The sequence below is a fragment of the Bradyrhizobium sp. BR 1432 genome, from assembly GCF_051547705.1.
GTDB lineage: Bacteria > Pseudomonadota > Alphaproteobacteria > Rhizobiales > Xanthobacteraceae > Bradyrhizobium > Bradyrhizobium zhanjiangense.
Window position 1 is genome coordinate 6,053,653 of sequence record NZ_JBPUGF010000003.1, and the last position, 22,405, is coordinate 6,076,057.

The window sequence follows — 22,405 nt, forward strand, 5'->3', positions numbered from 1 at the left end:
GGTGTTCGAGGTGTCCCATGATCGGCAAACGTCATCTGATTGAAATCCTTCTGGTGTCGTCACTGCTATCCCCGTCCGTGGCAATCGCGCGGGATCCGGGAGAGCATACCGCGCCACAGGTCGGTGTCGGCGCGCAATACGACACCACACATGTCTATGTGGCTCCCGAAGACGTGGACAAGTTCGTGGCGAGCTTTCTCGCAACCTTCGGAGGTCAGAGCACGAAGCAGGTCGTTGCCACGGTGACGCCGACGCCGAGCAGCACGACTTCCCAGCTTCTTCAGACGCCCGTTGGTACCGTGTCCCTGTTCGGATTCAAGACGCCCATTCCTTATCCATTCGGCGCCGAGCGAACGGGCTATCTCGTTACGGATCTCGACGAGGCGATCAATGTGGCCAGGGACTCGGGCGCGGACGTGCTGGTGGCGGCCTTTCCGGATCCCATCGGACGCGATGCGGTGATCCAGTGGCCGGGCGGCGTGAATATGCAACTCTACTGGCATACGACGAAGCCTTCCTATGCGGCGTTCGAGACCATTCCCGAGAACCGCGTTTATCTCTCTCCGGAGCGGGCGGATGCCTTCACCCGCAGCTTCTTGCGGTTTTCACACGGGAAGGTTGTGTCTGACGATGGGCATGCCGGCGGGGTCGAGATCGGCCGAGCGAAGGATACGTTCAGGCGCATTCGGATCGAATTGGCGTTCGGAAAGATGACGGTGTTGGTCACGGACGGTCACCTGCCGTATCCCTACGGGCGGGAGCTGACCGGTTACGAGGTGAAAGATCTGCAGGAAACTTTGACGAAGGCCAAGGCCTCGGGTGCTACCGTGCTTGTCGAACCCTATAGCTCTGACGGGCGATCTGAAGCCATGGTACAATTCCCCGGCGGATACATTGCGGAGATTCACGCGACCGTACCGAAATGAGGGGGCGGGATGGCATTGTTGCCGGGACGATTGCTTTTGCGGAGGTGCTGGGCGGCAGGCGTAGTGTGTGCGGCGGCGCCCCAGATGGCGTGGGCGGATGATCAGTCTCAAGCTTCAACGCCGCAGCGGCCGGCCATCATGTTCAACCGCTGGCAGGAAGACTGGTCGGTGCTCGCGGACCCGCGCGTGCCCCGTGAGCCGTTTGATGAGCTCAAATACATTCCGCTGTCCGGCTTCGACCCGCACACCTATCTCTCATTCGGCGCCAACACGCGTGAGCGCTTCGAGTCCAACAACGCGCCGAACTTCGGCACCGGTCCGAACCGCAGCCAAAACTACGTCATCAGCCGAAACGAATTCCATGCCGATCTTCGCGTGGACAATCAACTACAGGCGTTCGTGCAGTTTCAGGCCGATTACGCGCCGTGGAAGACCATGTTGACGCCGGTCGACCGCGACCGGCTCGATCTAGAGCAGGCCTGGGTTGCTCTGACCGAGCCTGTGGGCGGCGGAACGCTGAAGCTGAGGGCCGGCCGTCAGCAATTTGGCTTCGACCTGCAGCGCTTTGTGGCTGTTCGCGACGGTCCCAACGTTCGCCAATCCTTTGACGCAGCCTGGGCGGACTATGAGAACGGACCCTGGCGGTTCATCACCTTTTACAGCCTGCCGGTCCAGGTTCGGGACGTTGCGATATTCGATGATTACAGCAGCGTCAGCACGCAGACTTTCGGGATGGCGCGGGCGGAGTATAAGTTTTCCGAGTCGCTGTTTATCGCCGGCTACTATGCCAATTTCACCCAGGGAAACGCGCAGTTTGCAAATGCCTCCGGCGCCGAGCGGAGAGACATTTTCGATGTCCATCTGAACGGTAACGCCAACCATTTCGATTTTGATTTCGAATTGATGAATCAGACCGGACGCATTGGCATCGAGCCTGTCGAGGCCTGGGCTGTCGGCTCAATCGCTGGCTACACCTTCGCCGACGTGAACTGGAGTCCAAGAGTGGGAATCCAGCTCGACGTGGCGTCCGGTGATGGCAACACCAAGCGAACCTTTGGGACGTTCAATCCGCTGTTCCCCAACGGTTACTATTTCACTCTGGCGGGTTACACTGGGTACGCCAACCTCATCCACGTCAAGCCATCCCTGACGTTGAGTTTGACTTCGTCAGTGAAGCTCATGTTCGCGGCAGCGCCTCAGTGGCGCCAAAACACCGCCGATGCGGTCTACGCGCAGCCCGACATACCGATTCCGAACACCGCGGGCCGCCCTGGTGCGTATACTGGAAGCTACGGCCAGGTCCGGCTCGATTGGAGCATAGACCGCGCGACTTCCTTCGCAATCGAAGCGGTGCACTTTGCGGTCGGTGACACGTTGCGCAACGCCGGTGCGCATAACTCGAACTATGTCGGCGTAGAGATCAAACGGGGATGGTAGTGACCCCGGTGTCGAGCGGAAATTCCATGATCGTGCCTTTTCTCTTGAGCCTCACCGCAGGCTATGTCGACACGGCGGGCTTCCTCGCATTGCAAGGGCTCTTCACGGCCCATGTTACCGGCAATTTCGTGACCCTTGGCGCGTCGCTGGCTCTCGGCACGTCGGGAGCCGTTGCGAAACTCCTGGCGCTTCCGGTCTTCTGTGCGGTCGTAATGGCTGTCCGCCTGCTCAGCTCGGCGCTAACGCAGCGCTGGCGCTTTGTCTTCGAAGCCATGCTCGGCCTTAAGGTCCTCCTGCTGATCGTCGGCGCCGCGCTCGCGATCGAGTTCGGACCGTTCCGGAACGGCGACAGCTGGCAAGCGGTGATCACCGGAATGGTGCTCGTTTCGGCCATGGCGATCCAGAACGCCGTACACCGAGTTTATCTAGGAAGTTCACCTCCCTCGACCCTGATGACCGGCACGACGACGCAGATCATGATCGATCTAGCAGATATGATCTACGCGAGGGACAACGTGCCAGCTGGCCAAATCAGGTCGCGGGTCGCAATGATGTCGAAGAACGTCATCATCTTTGCCATCGGGTGCGCCGCCGCGGCCCTCTTGTACGCGCAATACAACATTTGGTGTTTCGTGGTGCCACCGCTATTGGGCGGACTTTCGCTGCTTGCTCGACTAACGGAGCAGACGCTGAAAGATGCACCGAAAATCTGACCGTTCCAGTCTGTTTCCAAATTCGCGGACGAATTCGAAGATGCAAATCGACGTTGTCGAAGGTGCTAACTCTTCCGGATTTTTCGGAGCCCGAAAGTTAGTCGATGGGGCCGCCCCCGTGGCCGCGGTCCTCGCGGCGATGGCTATCTTCGTTGCAGTTGCCGTCGCGGTACCTGCCGACGCCCTGTCAGCGGAAGTCAATGGAACGGAAAACGCGAATGTCGCGCCGCTGAAGACGACGCTCCTCCGCTATGACGAGGACTATTCCTATTTGCGCGATCCAGCGAAACGGACCGGAGCCTGGTGGGAGCCATACAAGTACATTCCGCTCGATTTCAGAGATGATGCCTACCTTACGCTCGGCCTGGAGCTTCGGTTCAGGGAGGAGGCATATCGCAACTTTAATTGGGCGAGCTTCCGGTCAACGAGTATCAGTGGTACCGGATGTTGCCATATGCGGACCTGCATTTCGGCCCGAACCTGCGCCTGTTCGGCCAAATGATTGGTGCCTGGGTTACGGACAAGGAAACAGTTGGAGGCATCGACGCAACGGGTGCTGAACTGCTCCAGGGCTTCGCAGATATCAAGCTGCCGTTGGCCAGCGGTACCGATCTTACCTTGCGGGGAGGGCGCCAACTCCTGTCGTATGGCACTGAGCGATTGATCAGCTTGCGGTATGGCCCGAACGTGCTTCGTTCCTTCGACACGGCCCTGGCCTCGATTCAATCGGCTCCATGGCGGGTCGATGCCCTTTATGCGCGACCGGTCCGAAACCTGGTCGGCAGCTTCAATGACCGTTTCGATCCAGACCGATCACTCTGGTCGATCTATACCACGCGCCAATTGACGGAGATCAGCTCCAAGTCGGGGCTTGATGTCTACTACATCGGGTACCGCAATGCCGCCGCAGAGTACAATCAAGGGAGCGGAGAGGAACTACGGCACACTATCGGCAGTCGGTTTTTCGGTGCCGCGGAGGGATGGGACTGGAATTTCGAAGGCATGGCTCAGTTTGGCCATTTCGATCATGGAGATATCCGCGCCTGGTCCATTGCCTCCGATACAGGCTACACGTTCGCCGGCGTGACCTTCAGCCCGCGGCTTGGCCTGCGGGCGAACATTATCAGTGGCGACCGTAACCCACACGACCCGAATCTTCAGACCTTCAATCCACTGTTCCCGAAGGGAAAGTATTTCGGCGAGATCGGCCTGCTCGGGCCATACAACCTGATCAACGCTCACCCGACGCTCACACTCCAGCTGAACCGGGAATGGACCCTCGATCTGGCAACGGTCTTCTACTGGCGCGAAAGTCTTGGCGACGGAATCTACGGTCCTGGAGGGAACCTCGTGCGACCTTCGGATGACAGCCGCTCCCGTTATATCGGAACTCAGGCCGACGTCATACTCGGGTGGCAACCGGTACCTTGGTTCAGCGCCGCCCTGTCCTACTCTGTATTCGTGCCTGGACAGTTTATACAGGATACCGGCCCATCCAAGACGGCTCACTTCGTGGGCGTCGAGGCGATGCTGAAGTTTTAACTGCAATGTAGACGCCGCTCTGGATCCATTTCGGATAGCCCTACAATAGCGACTGAAGCGAAACCAATCTTGCGAGGGGAGCCAAACAAATGCGCATGATACTAAAGATCGTGTTCGCAGCATCGCTACTCGCCGCCCCGATGCTCCCTCTCGCGGCTTCGGAGACGAAGGACACGGGTGATGGCGAAATCCGTATAGGCAACATCATGCCCTATAGCGGTCCGTTGACGGAATTTGCGCCTATCGGAAAGACGGAATCTGCCTATTTCGACATGATCAACGATCGCGGAGGCATCAATGGCCGGAAGGTGAGGTTCATTTCGCGGGATGACGGGTCAAATCCAAGGAAGGCATTGGAGCAGACCCGCCAATTGATCGAAGATGATCATGTGTTGCTGATTTCTGGCTCGTTCGGAACACCCGGCAATTTGGCCGTACGCCCTTATCTGAACGAGAATAGGATACCACAGTTGTTCGTCGCTTCCGGTGACCAGGAATGGAATAAGCCCGCTGAGTTTCCCTGGACAATGGGCTGGCAGCCTCCGTTTCGCGCCGAGGGGCGCATTTACGCGAATTATGTGCAGGCGTTTCATCCGGACCACAAGCTTGCAGTCCTCTGGCAGAACGATCAGTTCGGGCGCGATCTGTTGATCGGCCTACAGGAAGGCCTAGGAGACTGGACGCGTATGATCGTCGCTGACAGTACTTTCGACATCTCGGACAAATCGATCGATAGACAAATCGACGTTCTGAAAGCGTCGGGAGCAGGAGTCCTGCTTTTCGCGGGTTCGCCGAATTTGGCTGCACTTGCCATAAGGCGGTTGGCAGAAATCGATTGGCACCCGGTCGTTATCCTCAACAACGTGGCCGCACCCGCCGTGCGCGCGCTGAGGCCGGCCGAAGTACAAAACGCGGTGGGAGTCATCTCCACGTCTTTCTTGAAAAATGCGACCGACCCGGCCTGGAAAGATGACGAAGGGATCAAGCAGTTCTCAACGTTCATGGACAGGTATTATCCCGGCGGGGGCAAGGCGGATAGCAACGTTCTCTTTGGTTACGCTGCTGCCCAGACCCTGTCTCAAGTGCTCGAACAATGTGGCGACGACTTCTCGCGCGAGAACATCATGCGACAGGCCGCTTCGTTGAAGGATTTTCAGAGTTCGGTCACTCTCCCTGGGATTACGATCAGCACGGGCCCAAACGACTTTCTGCCGATCAAGCAGATGCGGCTTGTGCAATTTGACGGAAATATATGGCAGTTAATCGGGGATGTTATCGATAGCGCGTTCCTCGGTCCGACAAACCACTAGATCGAGAGATGAGGACGCGCCGTGTACTCCCCGATCTACCTTCCGTTTCGGCATCTCTCCGGTGAAGGTCAGATTATTAAGCGATCCTCTGGTCAGTCTTTCTTGGAGAGTGGTCGCTTGCGGCAGCTGGCAGACTGCGGCTCGGCAGAGAGCGATGCTGCCGCTCACGTTGGGCGCCAGTTACTCCCACACCTGAGTGGAGCGAATGAAGATGGAGATCGATCACCAACCAAAGCGGACGACAAGTCCGCCGAGCACGTTGCCCTGGAACGCATTTCGCCACACGGCCTTTACGGTAGTTTGGATTGCGACCGTGGTCTCCAATGTCGGAACCTGGATGTACAATGCGGCGTCCGGCTGGCTGATGACGAGCCTGGACGCCAACCCACTGAGCGTATCTCTGGTTCAAGTCGCAACCAGCCTGCCCATGTTTCTCTTTGCGCTTCCGGCGGGCGCGCTGGCGGACATTGTCGACAAACGCCGCTTCCTGATCGTTACGGAAATCGTTGTCACGTTGGTTGCGGCGGCGAGTGCTGTCCTCGTCTGGCTGGGCCTCATTAATCCGTCCATCCTGCTGCTGTTTACGTTCCTCCTCGGCGTGGGCGCAGCGTTTACCGCGCCAGCGTGGCAATCGGTGGTACCCAGCCTTGTGCCGAGGCAGGATCTGGCTGCGGCGGTGGCAAGCAACGGGGTTGGCGTCAACATCAGCAGGGCGATCGGACCTGCACTGGGCGGCGTGATCATTGGCGGATTGGGAATTGCCGCGCCGTTCTGGTTGAACGCGCTTAGCAATTTCGGCGTTATCGGAGCCCTTTGGTGGTGGCGCCCATCAACGTCCGGCGGTCATGCGCTCCCTGCCGAACGTCTGACCAGCGCCCTGATGATCGGACTTCGCCATGCCCGGTACAATCCGCATCTGCGAGCAACACTGATAAGAGCTGCGAGCTTTTTCTTCTTTGCGAGCGCCTATTGGGCGCTACTTCCGCTTGTCGCGCGCAACCAGATTGTTCGGAGGGCCGGCGCTTTACGGCATAATGCTGGGCGCGATCGGAGCAGGCGCGGTCAGCGGAGCGTTCGGCCTGCCCTGGATGAAGGACACCTTCGGGCCCGATCGGCTCGTTGCACTCGGCACCGTTGGTACAGCGGTCAGCCTGATCCTGCTCGGCCTCGCACGTGACTCCTTGGCTGCGCTGGTTGCCTGCATCGTCGCTGGTCTTTCCTGGATCGCGGTCCTCGCGACCCTCAATGTCTCAGCGCAGGTTTCTCTGCCGGATTGGGTACGTGGTCGCGGGCTTGCCATGTTCGTGACGGCCTTTTTTGGTGCCATGACTGCGGGCAGCGCGATTTGGGGGCAAGTTGCTTCGATGCTCAGCCTGCCGGGCGCTCACTTCATCGCGGCTGCTGGTGCGCTGATTGGTATTGTGTTGAGTTGGCCATGGAAGCTGCAAAGCGGGGCGGAGATTGATCTCACACCCTCAATGCATTGGCCCGTTCCGGTTTTGACGATCGACGCGGAGCCGGATCGGGGACCAGTGCTGGTAACGGTTGAATACCACATCATTCCTGAGCGACGCGGTGCCTTTTTGGCCGCGCTCCAGGAACTTGGCCAGCAGCGTCGACGGGACGGCGCGTACGCCTGGGATGTCTTTGAAGACGCCGCCGAGGAAGGGCGCTTCATGGAAACATTCCTGGTCGCATCGTGGCTTGAGCACTTGCGGCAGCATCAGCGTGTTACGAATGCCGACCGCGTCGTCCAAGACGCCGTTCGTCAATACGACGCCAAGGCCGAGCCGAAGGTAAGCCATTTCGTTGCTGCATCCTTCGAGTCCAAATCAATCCGGGGATCTGATGAGCTATAGCTTCTTCCAGGGGCGTGAGCTTAGAGGCGTTGATTTTCTAGGCGCGCGGGCGTTTCTCGAAACTAAAACAGCAAGAAGCTTCACAGAAGTCGGCAACAGCCCTCAAGAGATGGGCCTGTCTGAACGTCACATTGGGGCGTGGGAAAATTGGTCTTGCAATTCTAGTGGTTGGCAAATGGGCCGATTGTCCTCGTGTGTGTGTCTTGAGGCGCGGTAAAATGGAGGCACTGATGCAGAGCGAACGGGTGTACTGGGTATTCACTGTTACCGTTGATCAGATGGACAAGTTCACGTCGCTGATAGCAAAGATTGTTGCAGCGACAGAGAAGGAGCCGGGCGCGCTGCAGTTCGAGTGTAGTATCGGTGAGGACCAGAAGACGGTTGGATTTATTCGAACGATACGCGGACTCAAAGGCGGCCCTATTCCATCAAGTGGAAAGCTTCGCACCGTTCTCGAAAGAGTTCTTCGCCGTGGCCAAGCTCACTCGCTGGGTGATCTATGGCACGCCTTCAGATGAGTTCAAGAAGGCGAACGTGGACTTTCACTCGATTTATATGACGCGATTCGATGGTTTTGTTAGGTGAGGAAAGTGGCTGCTGAGCTTAAAGTCTAGCGGATTGAACGGCTGCCTGATCCGCCGATCCTCTCCGAAGTCATTGAAACCCCCGTGGGCTCTGCCCAATTTCTACCTTATAGATTGCTCCTTGCTGGAGCAGGAGCGCACACATGCTGGAGGCGCAGGTCTGACACAGGTTAGCGGCCATAGTCGCGGCCGATGTGGCAGGCCGTCTGAGGAACAAACGCAAGCGATAATCGAATAGCCGGTGCATTAGGAGATCTCGGAAAATACCCGGACATCAAGGTCCTTGCGGTTCGGCCGGCCAACGATCAGCCTGGCCTAAGCTCCATGCTACGAAATTGGAAGCTTTCGCATCTGCCCAGCGTCAAAAAGGTCCATGGTGGTGAGTAGGGAGGGGGTGACCTCGGTGGCACCGGAGGGCTGCTCGCCCGCGCGACGATTTCGTTCGCAGGCTTTCAGCTCTGCTGGTTATGCACAAGAATTGTTCACACCATGGTACAATTGAGCCATCAATTTCGGGGGCTCTACACTCAGCTCCTGGCGATTGATCACTCAAAGAGTGCGTTGATGGTCCCGACCGAAAGCATCGAGGGCGCTCGATCCCCGCTCCAGGAGCCATCAGGAAGTAGCGAGCAGTTCAGAACGCGCGGACTATCGACGCAGCTGTGCTTGTTGGTGCAACCGCATTGCGGCGCTTCTCCGTTGGACCGGCACAGCTCTTTAACGGAGGACGACTGACAAATGAACAGGTTGAATAACAAACGCACTCTTGTCACCGGCGGCAGCAGCGGCATCGGGCTCGAGACGGCTCGCCGCTTCCTTGAGGAAGGGGCCCGCGTTGCCATTACCGGCAGCAATTTGGCCTCGCTGGAAGCTGCTCGCAAGGAACTTGGAAACGTGCTAGTTGTCCATGCGGATGCCGGCGACATCGGCGCTCAGAAGAAGGTGGCCGCTGAGATACAGGACAATTTCGGCGGCCTCGACGCAATCTTCATCAACGCCGGCATCGGCGACTTCCGTCCATTGGCCGAGTGGGACGAGGCGGGCTTCGACCGCTCGGTGGCGGTCAATTTGAAGGGACCGTTTTTTCTGATCCAGGCTCTGTTGCCGATTCTCGCCAACCCGGCGTCGATTGTGCTGAATACCTCAATCAACGCTCACATTGGCATGCCCAATTCCAGCGTCTACGCGTTGACGAAAGCGGGATTAATTTCGCTCGCTCGCACCTTTTCCGGCGAACTCCTGCCGCGGGGCGTTCGCGTCAATGCTGTGAGCCCCGGCCCAATCGCTACGCCTTTGCACGGCAAGATCGGCATGGGCGATGCGGAGATCAAACGCCTGGTCGGTCAAATCCCGGCGGGTCGCCGCGGCGTGCCCAAGGAAGTAGCTGACGCCGTCGTCTTCTTCGCCTCAGATGAATCATCTTTTGCCATCGGTAGCGAACTCATTGTCGATGGTGGCATGAGCACACTCTGATCGATGGGACCATGCTTTTTCGCGAAGTGACATGTTCCGTCAGCTGTTCGAGAGCGTCGTATGCTGCTATAGTAATAGCGAATGGTCAGCAGGGATGGAGTTGCAGTCGATGCAAGCCTGTTCAAGGACGATGCCGACCGACAGAAGGGGATCGAAGGCGTAAAGACTTCTTTCGGAAGTCGGCCGAGCGATCGATGAATATCGGGCTGTTTTCGCGAGACCGCTACATGCTCGGTTCTGGAGCAGAGCGCACACATGCCGGAGACGCGGGTTGGACGCAGGTTGGCGGCCATAGTCGCGGCTGACGTCGCAGGCTATTCACGGCTCATGGGCCTCGACGAGGTCGGTACCGCCCGGACCCTTCGAGAGCACCGAGCAGTGATTGACGCGCTTGTGGCCAAACACGGCGGTCGGATCGTCAAGACGACCGGCGACGGCGTGCTGCTTGAGTTTCACTCGGTAGTAGATGCGGTCGAATGCGCGGCGACCATGCAAGTGGTGATGGCCCAGCGGAACAACAGTGTCCCCGAGGGCCGGCGCATGCTGTTTCGGATCGGGATCAACCTTGGCGATATCCTGATCGAGGAGGATGACATCCTTGGCGATGGCGTCAACGTCGCGGTCCGGCTCGAGAGCCTGGCGGAGCCGGGTGGCATCTGTATCTCAGCTTCCGTGTACGATCAGGTTCGGGGCAGGGTCGCGGTCGAGTTCGCCGATTTTGGCGAGCAAAGGCTGAAGAACATCAATCGCCCGGTGCACGTCTACGCAACGAGGTCGAGTGGTAATCTCGGGATGGTTTTACCTGACGTACAATCTCGGTACCCTCAGATGCTCGCGCTACCCGACAAGCCGTCGATCGCAGTGCTGCCGTTCCAAAATATGAGCGGGGATCCGGAACAGGAATATTTTGCCGACGGCATAGTCGAGGATATCATTACCGCGCTCTCGCGTATCCGCTGGCTCTTCGTGATCGCCCGCAATTCGAGCTTTACGTATAAGGGGCATCCCGTTGACGTGAAGCAGGCTGGGCGCGATCTAGGAGTTCGCTATGTGCTTGAGGGCTCAGTGCGCAAAGCCGGCGACCGGATTCAAATCACCGGACAGTTGATCGATGCGCTTACAGGCTCGCATCTGTGGGCCGAGCGCTATGACCGCGACATCAGCGACATCTTCGCGGTGCAGGATGAAATCGCCGGGAGCGTCGCCGCGGTTATAGAGCCGGCACTGGCTGCCGCCGAGCAAGAGCGCGTGCTCCGCAAATCACCGGAACGGCTTGATGCGTGGGAAGCCTATCAGCGTGGCGTTTGGCACCTCCACAAATATCGGCCGGAGGAGAACAAGATCGCGCTGGCTTTCTTCAGCCAAGCTATCGCGCTCGATCCGCATTTCGCACCCGGCCACTATGGATATGCGCTGGCTCTCCAGTGGGATATCTGGCACTTTTCGAACCGCCCCTTCGTGGAGGTTCAACAAACCGCGCGTGACGAAGCGCAAATCGCGGTATCGCTCGACGACAAGGATGCGACGGCGCATGCCGTACTGGCACACATGATGATGTGGGGTAGCGAATGGGAGTCGGCGATCGCGGAAACGCGCACCGCAATTGCCCTCAATCCAAACAGCGCGTTTGTCATCAGCATGCTTGGCTGTGTGCTCGGGTTCGGCGGATATCGAGAGGAAGCACTCGAAAGGCTGCAGCAGGCATTGCGTGCCAGCCCACACGATCCCCTGATTTGGCTTTGGTTGATCTGGCGTGGGCTTTTGCAGTTCTTTTCACGCGATTTCACGGCTGCGCTGCAGACGTTGCGTCAGGTTGCTCGCCTGCGTCCGGGGTACGTTGTCACCTTCCAATACATTGCAGCGTCGCTTGCTCATCTCGGGCGTTCGGACGAGGCGCGCGAAGCGCTCGAACGTGTCCCCCCGCAATCGGTGGAGCAGCTTGAGCGGTGGCAGGAAAGGCCACCCTGGATGCGCCCCGAAGATTATGCGCTTCTCGTCGAAGGTGTCCGCCTCGCAGCCCATCCAGGGACAGCGCAATCCCAATCATAAGGGGTAAACGATCAACTCTACTCTTGCAGCATCGCGTTTCGTTTACTAGGAGCCAGGGATGTCATCGCAGATTATCTGCTGCTCAGGTCCGCCACCGCTGCACCGAGCTGAACGCCGCCGCAACGGCTGATTGAGCACTCTTGGTCCAACTCTGGGAGCTTATCTATGTCTCAGACTATTTCATTCATCGTTCATTTGCCCGGCAAGGCCGAAGCACGCGAAGCACTCTATTCGAGCCTCGTAAAGGTACTCGACGAAATGTCGAATGAACCGGACTTCGTAAACACTTATCTTCACCGTTCGGTCGAAGATTCCGATACCTTGGTACTCTACGAAACCTGGGCATGCAGCGCGCAGTATTTCCAAGATTACCATCTGAAGAAGGCGTATCGGGTCGAATACGAGGGCAAGCTCAAGAACATGTTGAGGTCGGAGCGGCGTTTTGAATGGCTCGAACCCGTCAAAAGCTACGAGAGCAAGGGAAGATAGTTCATGATCGACGCCGGCCCGTTCCTTGGGCTCCATTGAGCGACCGCGAGAGGCAGGTGGACGAAGGTCTAGGCCTAGTTGCGAGCAGGGAGCGGGTTATCATCGATCAGCTCCGCCGGAGCTCCCGGCCGCCATCTTGGCGTCGAGCACATCAGTCAAACGGACTGGATCAAGCTCGCCTTCGGTCCGCGCAATCACGATCGTCGCCACGCCGTTGCCGATCACGTTCACGAGTGCCCGTGCCTATGACGGTATTTGAAGCGTCGCCGCACCAGTGCTGCACGGCAGCCTTGGTTAGGCACGCAGCACTGATCAGTCGATTGATTCCGATAGGTAGCGGAACGGCCAGTACTTCAGCGGCGTGGATTTTTCTGTGGATTCAAGAGCGAAAGATTTCGGCAGGTATACCATCGGCATTTGTCCGTCGGACTTGAAGCTTTGTGCTTGCAAATCAAGGACGAAACGTCGTCCGAAATGATTGAGTGGGAGTAGTGCCCCCGGCGGTCATCAAGTAGATTTTCGTAGGTTCATTCGCATTCTCGATGGATCTAGCCTGCTGCCCATCCGACTTAACTCCGTGGAAGCGGATCGGCAAACCAGTTTCGCGCTATTCAGCGCTGAAAACCCGACCTCTCAGCAGTCCGGCACCGATCTCGACGCGGAATTCAACGCCGTCAAGGTCGCCCTCGACGACACCCAACAGAACCTGGCCAAAATCCAGGATGACGACGGTGTCCTGAAGCGCGGATCAGTCGGGAAGGCGCAATTCGACAGCAGCGTGACGTTAGGTTTCGCGGCGCCGGCGCTGTGGGCGAGCGGCGTCATCTACACCGCAAACGTCAGCACGGTCTTTTACAACTCGATTTTCTACATCGCGAACACTACGCACACGTCTGGCGTGGGTTTCGATGCGTCCAAGTGGGACGAGATCGCAGATTTCACCGCTGCGGCCGCCATCACGGATGGTTCGATCACTTCCGCCAAGTTGGCCGACGGCGCGGTCGCCGCGAACAAGCTGGCTGACGGCGTTGTGTCCAACAGCAAACTCGCGACGGGCGCGGTCACCACGAACAAACTGGCCGACGCGAACGTTACGAGCGACAAGCTGGCCGACGCGGCCGTTTCGTTCTCGAAACTTGGCAGTGACGCGAACCAGATTATCCCCGCGGGCCTCGGGCCGTTGCCGTGGTCCTTGCCGACGCTGCCGGCGGGCTGGGATTGGGCCGACGGCGGCGTGCTGCTCCCGAGCACGGCGTTTCCTGTGCTGCGTGCCGCACTCGTGGCGGCCGGTTTTCCTCATGGCCAGGACGGCTCTGGTAATCCGAAGAAGCCGGACGCGCGTGGCAGCTTCATCGGAGGTGCGGATTCGCTCGGCGGGGGCGCAGCGGCAGGGCGTCTGACGTCGGCCACGATCTCGGGCGGCGCAAATCTTGGCGGCCGTGGCGGCCAGGAGCAAGTCACGCTCACCCAAGCGCAAATGCCGCCGCACAGCCACCCTGCAACCTCGGTCGATGCTGGCCACTTCCACAACTACAATGAGTCCTACAAATCCGGTGCCAACGCGGGCGCAGCCAATTTTGTGTCCGTTGACTCCACACGAACATCCACCACTGCTTTCGCGCAGGCCAACGTCACCACTTCGATCAGCGCGACCGGCGGGGGCGGCGCGCACACCAATATCCCGCCGACGCTTGTGTGCAACATGATCATCAAGGCGCACTGACGATGCCCCAACTCATCGAATTCGAAGGCCAACAGCACGAATTCCCCGACGACTTCACGCCGGCGGACATTCAGCGCGCGCTCGCCACCGTGCCGCCTCCGGTTGCGGCGGCGCCTGCATCCACTCCCGGCGTCGGCGCTCAAAACGCCGCACAGCAAGGTCGTCTCTACGTCACTCCCGAAGCGCCCAAGCCGATCGAACGCCCCGCGTCCGTGCTGCCGAGCAGCGTCGGCGGCGCAGTGCGCGACTTCCAGGTCGGCGCTCAAGGCGTCGGCAAGGGGCTCACCGACATCGTCACTGGTCCGTTTGACCTTGTGGCCGGCGCGCAGAACGCCGCCGTCGGCGGCATCAACAAGCTGTTCGGCACGAACATCCCGATGGCCACGCCGGCGTCCAAGCTGGTCGAGCATGCCGTCGACGCCACCGGCATCCCCGTCATCGATCCGGCCACCATGTCGCGGAGTGAGAAGCTCGCCTACGACGTCAATCGGTTCGGCACGCAAGCCGTCGGCGTCGGCTCCATGTTGGCCCAGCGCGCGCCGAGCGTGGCGGCCGCGGCCACGCGATCCGAGACCGTCTCTCAGCGGGTCCTGGACCACATGGCGCGTCCGTACACCGAGTCACCGGCCCGAACACTGGTAGGCGATACGATTGGCGGTGCAGGTGCCGGCGTCGCTGTGAATGCCTCAGACAACTACATTCCCGACGACGCAAGTGTCTTCGGGCATTACGTTGGGCATGGCCTGAAAGATGTCACCAATGTGCTTGCTCCGCTGGCAGGCGCTTCTGGCGCCAATACGTTGCAGGCTGGCGTCGAAGGCCTCGGCGGTCTGATCCGGAATATCGCGTCCAAGACCTTCTCCTCCGCACCGGCGCCGATACCACTCAACCCGGCCACCAAAGCGCCCTACAGCATCGCCGATGTCGACCGCGCCGCGGCAAAGCTTCAATCTGCTACTACCGGCTCCCCACGAGCTCTGGCTCAAGACATCCGGGAGAACGCAGCAGCTCTTGCAAACCCTCAAGAAGGAGGAGTGCCCCTCCAGGTTTCGGCGATGCCGACTTCAGCCTTGCTGTCGCGGGACCCTGGCCTAATCGCAGCGGAGCAGGGCGCGCGTCTCAAGTCCTCGCCCGATTTCGTCAAGCGGGACCAGAACGTCAAGGCCGCGGCCGCCGAGCGTGTCGAGGCGATGCGGGATCCCGAGGCGGACCTCGGTTCGGTGATGCGCCGCGCCGCCGAAACGCGGGCGGAGCGCATGAACGCCGCGGAGGGCGATGTCTTGCAACGCCAGGACGCCGTCAACTCGCTCGATCAGATCAGGCGTGATCAGGGGCAGCCGCTCAGCGCCGTAGCCAACTCCGAGGCCAGAGCGAACGCTTCCCGGCGGCTCGATCGAGCACTGGTAGAGGACACCTATCTTCCGGCCCGTGCCGAGAAGAACCGCTTGTTCGACACCGCACCCGGCCGCAACGAGCAGCTCCCGGCCGACGATGTATTTGGGGCGATCGATCGCATCCGCGCCGGTGCGAACAACTTGGCACCCGGCACGCTCCCTGAGGATTTCATGCGGCGGTTAGACGCCCTGCGGCCGCGGCTGGTGGAGCATCCGCCGGAGAGCGGCCAGATGGCCAATGTCGGCGGCCCCGGCACGGCCTTGGGTGCGGACCTTGCGGATCTCCGCAAGTTCATTGGTCCCGCACAGGCGCGCGCTCAGCGCGCCGGCAACTTCGACCTGGCCGACAACCTCTCGGCGCTCCGGAGCGCGGTCAATCGCACGATTGAAGATGCGCCTGGCTACGCGGATGCGAACGCAAACTATCGTGGCTTCGCCGAGCGGTTTCGGCCCGAGCCGAATGACGCGATGGCCAAATTCACCCGCGCGCTTGACCGCGGCGGTCAGAATGCCGACGGCGAGCTCAATCGTGGCGCCACCCCGCAGAGCGACACCGCGAGCAGGTTCCTTTCATCGCCCGAGAGCGCCGCCAGCTTGCCGCGTGCGCTGCAAGGCTCGCCGGCCATGGCCGCCGGCGAGACTGCGCTGCGCGACCATTACAGGTCCAACCTGGCCATGTCGGCCTTGAACCCGGACGGCACGATCAACCCGATTAGGGCGTCGGCATGGGCGAACAACCACGCGGAAATCCTGGCTCAATTCCCCGCAATCCGTCGGGAGTTTGACGACATCGTCGCACAGGCACGCCGCGGTGAGCACCTGTCGACGCAGGCGCGTGCCGATCTCGAGGCCGCTCGGACGGCGCGGAATGCCACCGAAGTCGACGTCGATCGTTCGGTGATCGGCACATTGCTCAGAGAAGACCCTCGCGACGCTGCCGCCAAGATCCTGAATGGGGGTTACGATGCATCGAAGCGGCTCGATGAGATCAATGCCCTGGTCCGCCACGATGCACAAGCGCAGCGCGGCTGGAAAGCTGCCATGACGGAAGTCCTAGCCGACAAGGTGCAAGGCACGCGGCAAGTCGGCGAGACTCTTGAGGTTCAATTCGCGCGCCTCGCCAAAGAGTTCAAAGACAACGAGACGCTGCTTGCAAAGACCTTCAGTTCACAAGAAATGAACAACCTGCGGCAGGCCCACAAAATCCTTTCGTACTTTAAGGAGGCTGAGAAGCGAGCGACGGTCGGTAGCGACACGGCGGAGAAGCTAAACATTCCCGGATGGGCCCAACTGGCCGTTCGCCACTTCAAGGGAGATCTCGCCGGTGGCGGTTTGATCAAGCGGTTCAAGCTGCTCCTCGAGATGCTGCCATCCAACAAGCAGAGCGCTGATGAAATCATCCACATGGCTTGGTTTGATCCGAATGTGGCCGCGTATCTCCTGGAGCGCCCAGTAAAGAACCCGAACGTGCCGGCCTACAATATCGACCTGCGGCGGCTGATCGCGGCCGCGAACGCGTCTCGCGAAAACTGAAGGGGGACATAAATGCCTTCAATTGCCGCTTACGATCTGTCCGAACAGCAGCGGACACTAGTTCGGCTCATCGTCAACGAGGGCAGGCGGCCTGAGGAAGCCGCAGAGCTCGCCGGATATCACCCGAAGTCCGTCTACAAGACGATGCGATTACCGGCGGTCGCGGCCGCAATTTCGGAATCCATCCAGCTCGATCTCGCAGTGGTTGGCGCGCCACTAGCTTATCGCGTGGCGAAGTCACTGCTCCAGGACGCAAGTGTGAGTGCCCGTGTCCGAGCTGACCTTTCGATCAAGGTGCTGGATCGGGCAGGGCACATTGCGCCAACTCGCAAGGAGACGGCCTCTCAGCAGAAGTCGCTCTCTGAAATGTCTCGTGACGAATTGGCTGCCTTCATCGCGGGCAACCAAGCCGAGATCGACAAGATCGAAGCCGAGCTGGCCTCGCGGGCTAAGGACGTGTCGTATCTGGGCTAGGTGGGTCGCCTTAGGGCGACATCTAGATCCTAATTGGCATGGCCGTCATCGTCGGACTCTGCACGGCCATGGCCGCACTGCAGGAGCTGCGCCGCGGCATCTCGGCTGCAGTCGGCTGGCTGGCGCTGGGGCTGGTCGACGCCGTCCTGGCGGCGGCCTTCGCCGTGCACGCGGCGATGCCCGCCAGCGGCTGCGAGCAGCGTTTCTCCGGGCCTGTCTCACACTATCCGTGCGGCTGGGTGGAGCTAGGGCTTTCTCTTTGAACTAGGGCGTGTCCTCATAAGCGCAGACGTCCGCTTTTGATGACGCTGCCCGCTTAAAGTAGCGCGTCGTCAGGTCGATTGAAGGCGTGCTGACGGTCGGCCTCTAGACACTAGGCTTAGGCATTCGGAGTGTGACGCGGCAACCCTGATCCAGATTTTCGTAATCGATCGTGCCGCCGAGTTGCTGTGATAGCAGAGATAGAACCCGCGATCCGACGCCTTCCGGCTGCTGCGTTCGGATGCCGACGCCGTTGTCACTCACGGTAAGGACCACTTCGCTGTCGGCATGAAGGTCGACGTGGATATGACCCGGCCGCCCGTCCGGGAAGGCATACTTTAGGCTGTTCGTAACAAGCTCATTGACGATGATCGCGATTGGGACGGCCTGCTCGCTGTGAATATACAGCTCATCCGCCCGAGCCGTGATCGCCACAGGGCTTGTCCCAGTGATTGACGCGGAAAGATGCTGGCATATTTCTGTGAGATACTGCTTGGCATCGACAACCTTCCGCTCGGCCCTGATCGTGAGGTGATCGTAGACCTGTGACATCACCTGGATACGTGAGGCCATGTCGCCGAGCGCGTCGGCCGCGCTCACGCCAGCCTGCTTGGCCTGCAATCGCATCATCGCGGATAACATAGCTAAATTGTTCTTCGTGCGATGCGCCAACTCCATGAGAAGAACCGTTTTCGCTTTCTGGGCGGCAACCATCCTCTCCAGTTCGTTACGAAATCCCTCTGCAACTACGCCGATACCGAGACCGGTCGCAACGAACAATCCCAAAGGTAGAAGATGGGCAGTCCACGGTGCAGCGGGCGCGGCGTACACCGCATATAACGTGGCGAGTGCGGTCCCCAAAAATGTGCTACCGCGATCGAACAGAAGGCCACATAGAAAGATCCCGGGAAGAAGGAAGAACAATCCGCCGAAGCCGCTTTGCGATTGCAGACCCATTTGCACAAGAATGAAGAACGCCATGATGAGGGCGCTCGTCCCAAACCGGATATAGGCAGGCTGCGGATGAGCAGGGAGGAAATAGAGTAGGCGTTCCATTCAGTCGAAACCGTCAGGCTGCACTTTGAGTTCCCGAAGCTCTCGGCCAATGTCCCTTTTCTGTAGGCCGCCTTGCTCCGGCGGTGGCCGGCTGTAGGTGCGTGCGCTGCACAGGAATTTCGTCAAAGATGCGAGCCCTCCTTCGTCTGCTCCTGGGCCCTTAGCCGAAGAAGGCTAAGGCCATTGCGGTGTCGGCTGTCGGGGGTACAGCGGGCCCGCCGGCTCGCGCTGGCGGGCCCAGGCGTACTGGCCTAGAAGGCGCGTCCACGTCGGCGGATGCGCGTTTATTCGAGAATCTCATATTCGAACGCTACGCCCTCAGGGTCGTTTTCCTCGAACCATTTCTCTGCGGCATCCTGGTTAGCGAACACCTTAATGTGGTCCTTATCGCCAGCCTGCTTGCCGGTGTTGACGTATACGAAGACTGTCATAGCTCGCGCTCCATCGCGGGATGGCTCCGGTTCTTCACCTTGATCCAGTGCTTCTGCCGCCCACCACGATACGGTCGATCGCGATAATTCGAGACCAAGCCCTCAAGTCCCATCCGGCAAGCCGCCCGAAATAGGTCAGGTCCAATCTCCCCGCGCTCGAACGGCGCGACACTGATCCCGTCCGGCCGGCGCGCCAATAGCTGCTGCAGATTTGCTTTGCGCAAGTAAAGGGGCAGCAAGCGCAAATCATCGCCGCCCATCGCGAGGATATCGAAGGCATATAGCTGCACCTCGTGGTCGTGGAGCCGGCTGTGGAGCGCGTTGAAGTCGCTGATGCCGTCCACCCCGAGGATCACAGCCTCGCCATCGATCACAAAGCGCTTCTGCCGGTTCTTCAGCGCCGCCTCAGCAATCCAGGGATAACGCTTCGTCCAGTCGGTGCCGTTGCGAGATAGCAGGCGCACGCGCTCGTTCTCCCGGACGACCAGCATCCGATAGCCATCGTGCTTTACTTCGTGAATCCAGTCCGGCCCTGAGGGCACTTGCTTGGCGGCGGTGGCCAGGCTGAGTTCGTACGCCATACGCATGAGCCGAAGATAGGCACCTGCCGCGAATTTTACGAATCCGAATCGATAGCGCAAGTTCCTGACCGGAACAGTGCTAAAGCGAACAGAGGACTGCGGTGACCGCTGATAGGCTCGTTCTCGCCTGGCCTTGATGCTTGAGGATCAGGCAAACCTCCAGCGGCCCCGGCCTCACGACCCCTTTCTAGCCTAGGGCCGGGGCCGTCCAATCGCCATCATCGTCCTCTCGCTGCCGGCGCGCAGGATGACGCTTCGCTGGCCGCACGCCTGACATACAAACGCCCTCCTACGGCGTCCAGCCGAGCGGCCTGCTTCACGCGGTGCCGCGAAGCGGTAGGGCGAGCTGCACGTCGAGGCGCCTCGTGGCATTGGCCTGGATGAAGGCCTGCAGCCCCGGCGAGATCTCCGCGTCGGTATGGGCCGCGCGCTCGGCCAGCGCGTTGGCGACGTCCGAGGTGGCATCGCGCGACCAGCCCTCGACCGGATTGAAGCACACGATCCGGATAGGATAGGCGTATTGGCCGGAGAGGATGTCCTGCAGGACCGTCTCGAGATCCGTGTCGGCTTCGTCAGTCTCGCGCCAGGCGCATCCGGCACGCGCGCCGAAATCCTCAAGCACCAGGTAGATATCGCGGTCGAGGCGATCGTTCGGGATGATTGACGGTGCGGCCGTACGCGAGAACTCCACTGACCGGAGTTCAATCTAAGTGGCCTGTGGCTGGAAGGCGAATCGGAACCTGCGAAATCTTCCTCGCATTGGCGTGGTGCCAACATGGAGGAATGAGCATGGCAACGTCGAACAAGCAGGCCGCTCGCGGTCGCAGGCAAGACCGGGCGCGGGTGGCGGGCGGACAAGATTACGAGATTGGTTATGAGGCCAAGAAGACTAGCCGCCCGGCTTCCGCCGTGAAGAAGGCGGTCAAGAAGGTGGGTAGCAGCCGCAAGAAAGTGGAGCGGCGCTTGGGCCGATGAGGGGCGTGGTATTTCGGCATCGATTCCTAGGAACGAGCGCCGCCGCAGCCAGTTCAAGGATCGGTCTTGCGTGCCATCGAAGCAAGACCTATTGCCAAAACTTAGCTCCAGCTCGTCCCCCGCGGGCTGGAGCTTTTGCGGCGGATTCATAAATTTGAATCCCAAGTGGATGATTTTTGGGAGGAAGCTCCTTTGCCGACCAGACAGCGGCAGACCGCTCGGTCCCAGCTCATTTTTCGATCCGGAAAAACCGCCAGGCTGGGGCCGATGTGCTCTATGCCGGGCGCGTTCGATCAGTACCAGCCCATCTTGAAACAGAGACCAAACCAACCAGCGAGCGCGATTAGAGCGGCAATGTTGATGTACGTCTGAGCCTTCTGCATCGGTTCACCGCAATCAAAGGCGTCCCGCAATTCGGAAAAATGGTGCTTGGTCCCTGCCTGCTCCACCTCTCCGCACTCGACCAGGTCAACAAGGTTTCTGTTTCTGGCGCCCGGCTCATCGCCGGAGCTTGGGGTTCTCCACCTTATGTGCTTTGGCGTGTTCTTCTCGACCTGCGGGACCATGCGGGCGGGGTCGGGAGCGCCCGGAACGCCCCGCGGGCCGAGCAGCCCACGCGTAATGTCATCTTCGGTTCTTTCCGGCTCGACGCCGTTGATGGGCCGCTGTCGCACGGGAACGACCTCCTGATGCGCACCGGCAAGCTCAAGCTACCTCCGGCTTGAAGGTCTGCGGCTGCTGCTCTGGTGCCGGCGGTCGAAAAGGAATCGGGAACGTCGTGCGCGCGAGGCTTACCAGCGCCGCTCGTTGCTCGGAGAGACGGCTTTCGATGTACTCGCGCTCCAGATGGGAAAGGCGGGTCTTGAGCAGCCGGTGGTAGCGGTGAATGTTATTGCGGTGGGTGCGCAAGCGGGCGAGCTTTTCTTCGAGTGTCATCATCGTCATCCTCGACGGTTACAAGCAATCCTTTCCAAAAGAGGTCGGAGGAGCCCCTCCGGCGCAAGACTTAGAGAGGCTTGATCTTGTTTCAAGATGGATAAGGATAGGGCGAGGGAGCCGGACCGGCCGCTGCTTCGGAGGACATCAGGTGGGGAGCAAAGTCCTACCCGGTTCTTCGGCGCTGGTTGGCTTCCGCCGTAGCCGGCGCCCCGCCTGCGGTATCCACCGTGAATCTTGCGACCCGCCGGGGACCACTCCAGACCTCTGTCACCGGGTGCGCTTCGAGGAATTTCACAGCTCGACGCTTAGCATCATCGTCGCAGCCGCACTCCAACTCATAGGTCGCATGAGCGACGCCCCAGAGATCGACTGCATATGCCACGTAACGCATGGTCGTGCTGTCGACTAATCGAGAGCGGTCGTTTTTTGCGTCACAACTTCGGCAGCCACGTGCTGACACGTCGTTAGGACAAATGCCGCCCTGCTGCATTGCCATTCACTACCGAGGGCAGCACTTGAGACTGGCTCGTGAGCGGCCAACCCTAACAGAGCGGCCGCGCCGATCAGCAAATTTACGACAACGAGCTTGCGTGCTTTGCGAAGTCCACGTTGGGCTAATCATTGAGATAGTTCCCCTTCTGGGACATGCGCTGGAA

The 22,405-nt window shown here is 59.8% G+C and carries 23 protein-coding genes and 1 pseudogene; 17 read left to right on the plus strand and 7 right to left on the minus strand.

Annotation, left to right across the window (positions count from 1 at the left end; translation table 11 throughout):
- Positions 1–17 precede the first annotated feature (17 nt).
- From ACSKB8_RS29280 to ACSKB8_RS29335, 12 genes and pseudogenes are all read left to right on the plus strand, one after another.
- Positions 18–926, plus strand: coding sequence for a glyoxalase (locus ACSKB8_RS29280; RefSeq protein ID WP_438107908.1), 909 nt, complete (start codon positions 18–20; stop codon positions 924–926).
- A gap of 84 nt (positions 927–1,010) precedes the next feature.
- On the plus strand, positions 1,011–2,363 hold the full coding sequence (locus tag ACSKB8_RS29285; protein ID WP_438107909.1) for an alginate export family protein: 1,353 nt from the start codon (positions 1,011–1,013) through the stop codon (positions 2,361–2,363).
- Between the two features lie 8 nt (positions 2,364–2,371).
- Positions 2,372–3,076, plus strand: a complete 705-nt coding sequence (locus ACSKB8_RS29290) for a YoaK family protein (protein ID WP_438110728.1) — start codon at positions 2,372–2,374, stop codon at positions 3,074–3,076.
- A 40-nt stretch (positions 3,077–3,116) separates the two neighbouring features.
- Positions 3,117–3,578, plus strand: a complete 462-nt coding sequence (locus tag ACSKB8_RS29295) for a hypothetical protein (protein WP_438107910.1) — start codon at positions 3,117–3,119, stop codon at positions 3,576–3,578.
- The gene (locus ACSKB8_RS29300) at positions 3,521–4,618 is read left to right on the plus strand and encodes an alginate export family protein (RefSeq protein WP_438107911.1); all 1,098 of its coding nucleotides are present in this window, start codon (positions 3,521–3,523) and stop codon (positions 4,616–4,618) included. Before ACSKB8_RS29295 ends, ACSKB8_RS29300 begins: the two co-directional genes overlap by 58 nt.
- 89 nt (positions 4,619–4,707) lie before the next feature.
- The gene (locus tag ACSKB8_RS29305) at positions 4,708–5,928 is read left to right on the plus strand and encodes an ABC transporter substrate-binding protein (RefSeq protein WP_438107912.1); all 1,221 of its coding nucleotides are present in this window, start codon (positions 4,708–4,710) and stop codon (positions 5,926–5,928) included.
- A 211-nt stretch (positions 5,929–6,139) separates the two neighbouring features.
- Positions 6,140–6,868 (plus strand): annotated as a pseudogene (locus ACSKB8_RS29310) (MFS transporter); the annotation flags it as partial.
- 94 nt (positions 6,869–6,962) lie between these two features.
- On the plus strand, positions 6,963–7,787 hold the full coding sequence (locus ACSKB8_RS29315) for an MFS transporter (RefSeq protein ID WP_438107913.1): 825 nt from the start codon (positions 6,963–6,965) through the stop codon (positions 7,785–7,787).
- A gap of 218 nt (positions 7,788–8,005) precedes the next feature.
- Entirely contained in the window at positions 8,006–8,305 is a 300-nt protein-coding gene (locus ACSKB8_RS29320; RefSeq protein WP_438107914.1) for a hypothetical protein, read from the plus strand.
- 804 nt (positions 8,306–9,109) lie between these two features.
- A complete protein-coding gene (locus tag ACSKB8_RS29325) occupies positions 9,110–9,844 on the plus strand; it encodes an SDR family oxidoreductase (protein WP_438107915.1) in 735 nt (244 codons plus the stop codon).
- Between the two features lie 255 nt (positions 9,845–10,099).
- Positions 10,100–11,893 (plus strand): adenylate/guanylate cyclase domain-containing protein, encoded by a 1,794-nt coding sequence (locus ACSKB8_RS29330; RefSeq protein ID WP_438107916.1) that lies wholly within the window; start codon positions 10,100–10,102, stop codon positions 11,891–11,893.
- A 165-nt stretch (positions 11,894–12,058) separates the two neighbouring features.
- Positions 12,059–12,382: a putative quinol monooxygenase gene (locus ACSKB8_RS29335; protein ID WP_438107917.1), complete on the plus strand. Its 324-nt coding sequence runs from the start codon at positions 12,059–12,061 to the stop codon at positions 12,380–12,382.
- A 99-nt stretch (positions 12,383–12,481) separates the two neighbouring features.
- Here ACSKB8_RS29335 and ACSKB8_RS29340 read toward each other — a convergent pair whose 3' ends face one another.
- Positions 12,482–12,613, minus strand: coding sequence for a hypothetical protein (locus ACSKB8_RS29340; protein ID WP_438107918.1), 132 nt, complete (start codon positions 12,611–12,613; stop codon positions 12,482–12,484).
- Positions 12,614–12,959: 346 nt separating this feature from the next.
- Between ACSKB8_RS29340 and ACSKB8_RS29345 the strand changes: the two genes are divergently transcribed.
- Genes ACSKB8_RS29345 through ACSKB8_RS29360 form a run of 4 tightly spaced genes read left to right on the plus strand, consistent with a single transcriptional unit; the run spans position 12,960 to position 17,769 of the window.
- The gene (locus ACSKB8_RS29345; protein WP_438107919.1) at positions 12,960–14,105 is read left to right on the plus strand and encodes a hypothetical protein; all 1,146 of its coding nucleotides are present in this window, start codon (positions 12,960–12,962) and stop codon (positions 14,103–14,105) included.
- A gap of 2 nt (positions 14,106–14,107) precedes the next feature.
- The gene (locus ACSKB8_RS29350; RefSeq protein ID WP_438107920.1) at positions 14,108–17,032 is read left to right on the plus strand and encodes a hypothetical protein; all 2,925 of its coding nucleotides are present in this window, start codon (positions 14,108–14,110) and stop codon (positions 17,030–17,032) included.
- A 12-nt stretch (positions 17,033–17,044) separates the two neighbouring features.
- Positions 17,045–17,506, plus strand: a complete 462-nt coding sequence (locus tag ACSKB8_RS29355) for a DUF1192 family protein (RefSeq protein WP_438107921.1) — start codon at positions 17,045–17,047, stop codon at positions 17,504–17,506.
- A gap of 38 nt (positions 17,507–17,544) precedes the next feature.
- A complete protein-coding gene (locus tag ACSKB8_RS29360) occupies positions 17,545–17,769 on the plus strand; it encodes a hypothetical protein (RefSeq protein WP_438107922.1) in 225 nt (74 codons plus the stop codon).
- A 103-nt stretch (positions 17,770–17,872) separates the two neighbouring features.
- On the opposite strand, the gene ACSKB8_RS29365 is transcribed toward ACSKB8_RS29360, so the two are convergent.
- The 4 genes from ACSKB8_RS29365 to ACSKB8_RS29380 form a co-directional block, all read right to left on the minus strand.
- Positions 17,873–18,823 carry a sensor histidine kinase gene (locus tag ACSKB8_RS29365; RefSeq protein ID WP_438107923.1) on the minus strand — a complete coding sequence of 317 codons (951 nt, stop codon included), beginning with the start codon at positions 18,821–18,823 and terminating at the stop codon, positions 17,873–17,875.
- Positions 18,824–19,107: 284 nt separating this feature from the next.
- Positions 19,108–19,254 (minus strand): hypothetical protein, encoded by a 147-nt coding sequence (locus ACSKB8_RS29370; protein WP_438107924.1) that lies wholly within the window; start codon positions 19,252–19,254, stop codon positions 19,108–19,110.
- Positions 19,251–19,835 carry an ATP-dependent DNA ligase gene (locus tag ACSKB8_RS29375; RefSeq protein WP_438107925.1) on the minus strand — a complete coding sequence of 195 codons (585 nt, stop codon included), beginning with the start codon at positions 19,833–19,835 and terminating at the stop codon, positions 19,251–19,253. The genes ACSKB8_RS29370 and ACSKB8_RS29375 overlap by 4 nt, the downstream gene beginning before the upstream one ends.
- Before the next feature lie 316 nt (positions 19,836–20,151).
- Positions 20,152–20,526, minus strand: a complete 375-nt coding sequence (locus ACSKB8_RS29380; protein WP_438107926.1) for a hypothetical protein — start codon at positions 20,524–20,526, stop codon at positions 20,152–20,154.
- Between the two features lie 98 nt (positions 20,527–20,624).
- On the opposite strand from ACSKB8_RS29380, the gene ACSKB8_RS29385 reads away from it, so the two are divergent.
- On the plus strand, positions 20,625–20,810 hold the full coding sequence (locus ACSKB8_RS29385) for a DUF3606 domain-containing protein (protein ID WP_438107927.1): 186 nt from the start codon (positions 20,625–20,627) through the stop codon (positions 20,808–20,810).
- A 293-nt stretch (positions 20,811–21,103) separates the two neighbouring features.
- Here the strand turns inward: ACSKB8_RS29385 and ACSKB8_RS29390 are convergent, their stop codons facing one another.
- Positions 21,104–21,484: a hypothetical protein gene (locus ACSKB8_RS29390; protein ID WP_438110917.1), complete on the minus strand. Its 381-nt coding sequence runs from the start codon at positions 21,482–21,484 to the stop codon at positions 21,104–21,106.
- Between the two features lie 31 nt (positions 21,485–21,515).
- On the minus strand, positions 21,516–21,749 hold the full coding sequence (locus ACSKB8_RS29395; RefSeq protein WP_438107928.1) for a hypothetical protein: 234 nt from the start codon (positions 21,747–21,749) through the stop codon (positions 21,516–21,518).
- Between the last annotated feature and the right edge of the window lie 656 nt (positions 21,750–22,405).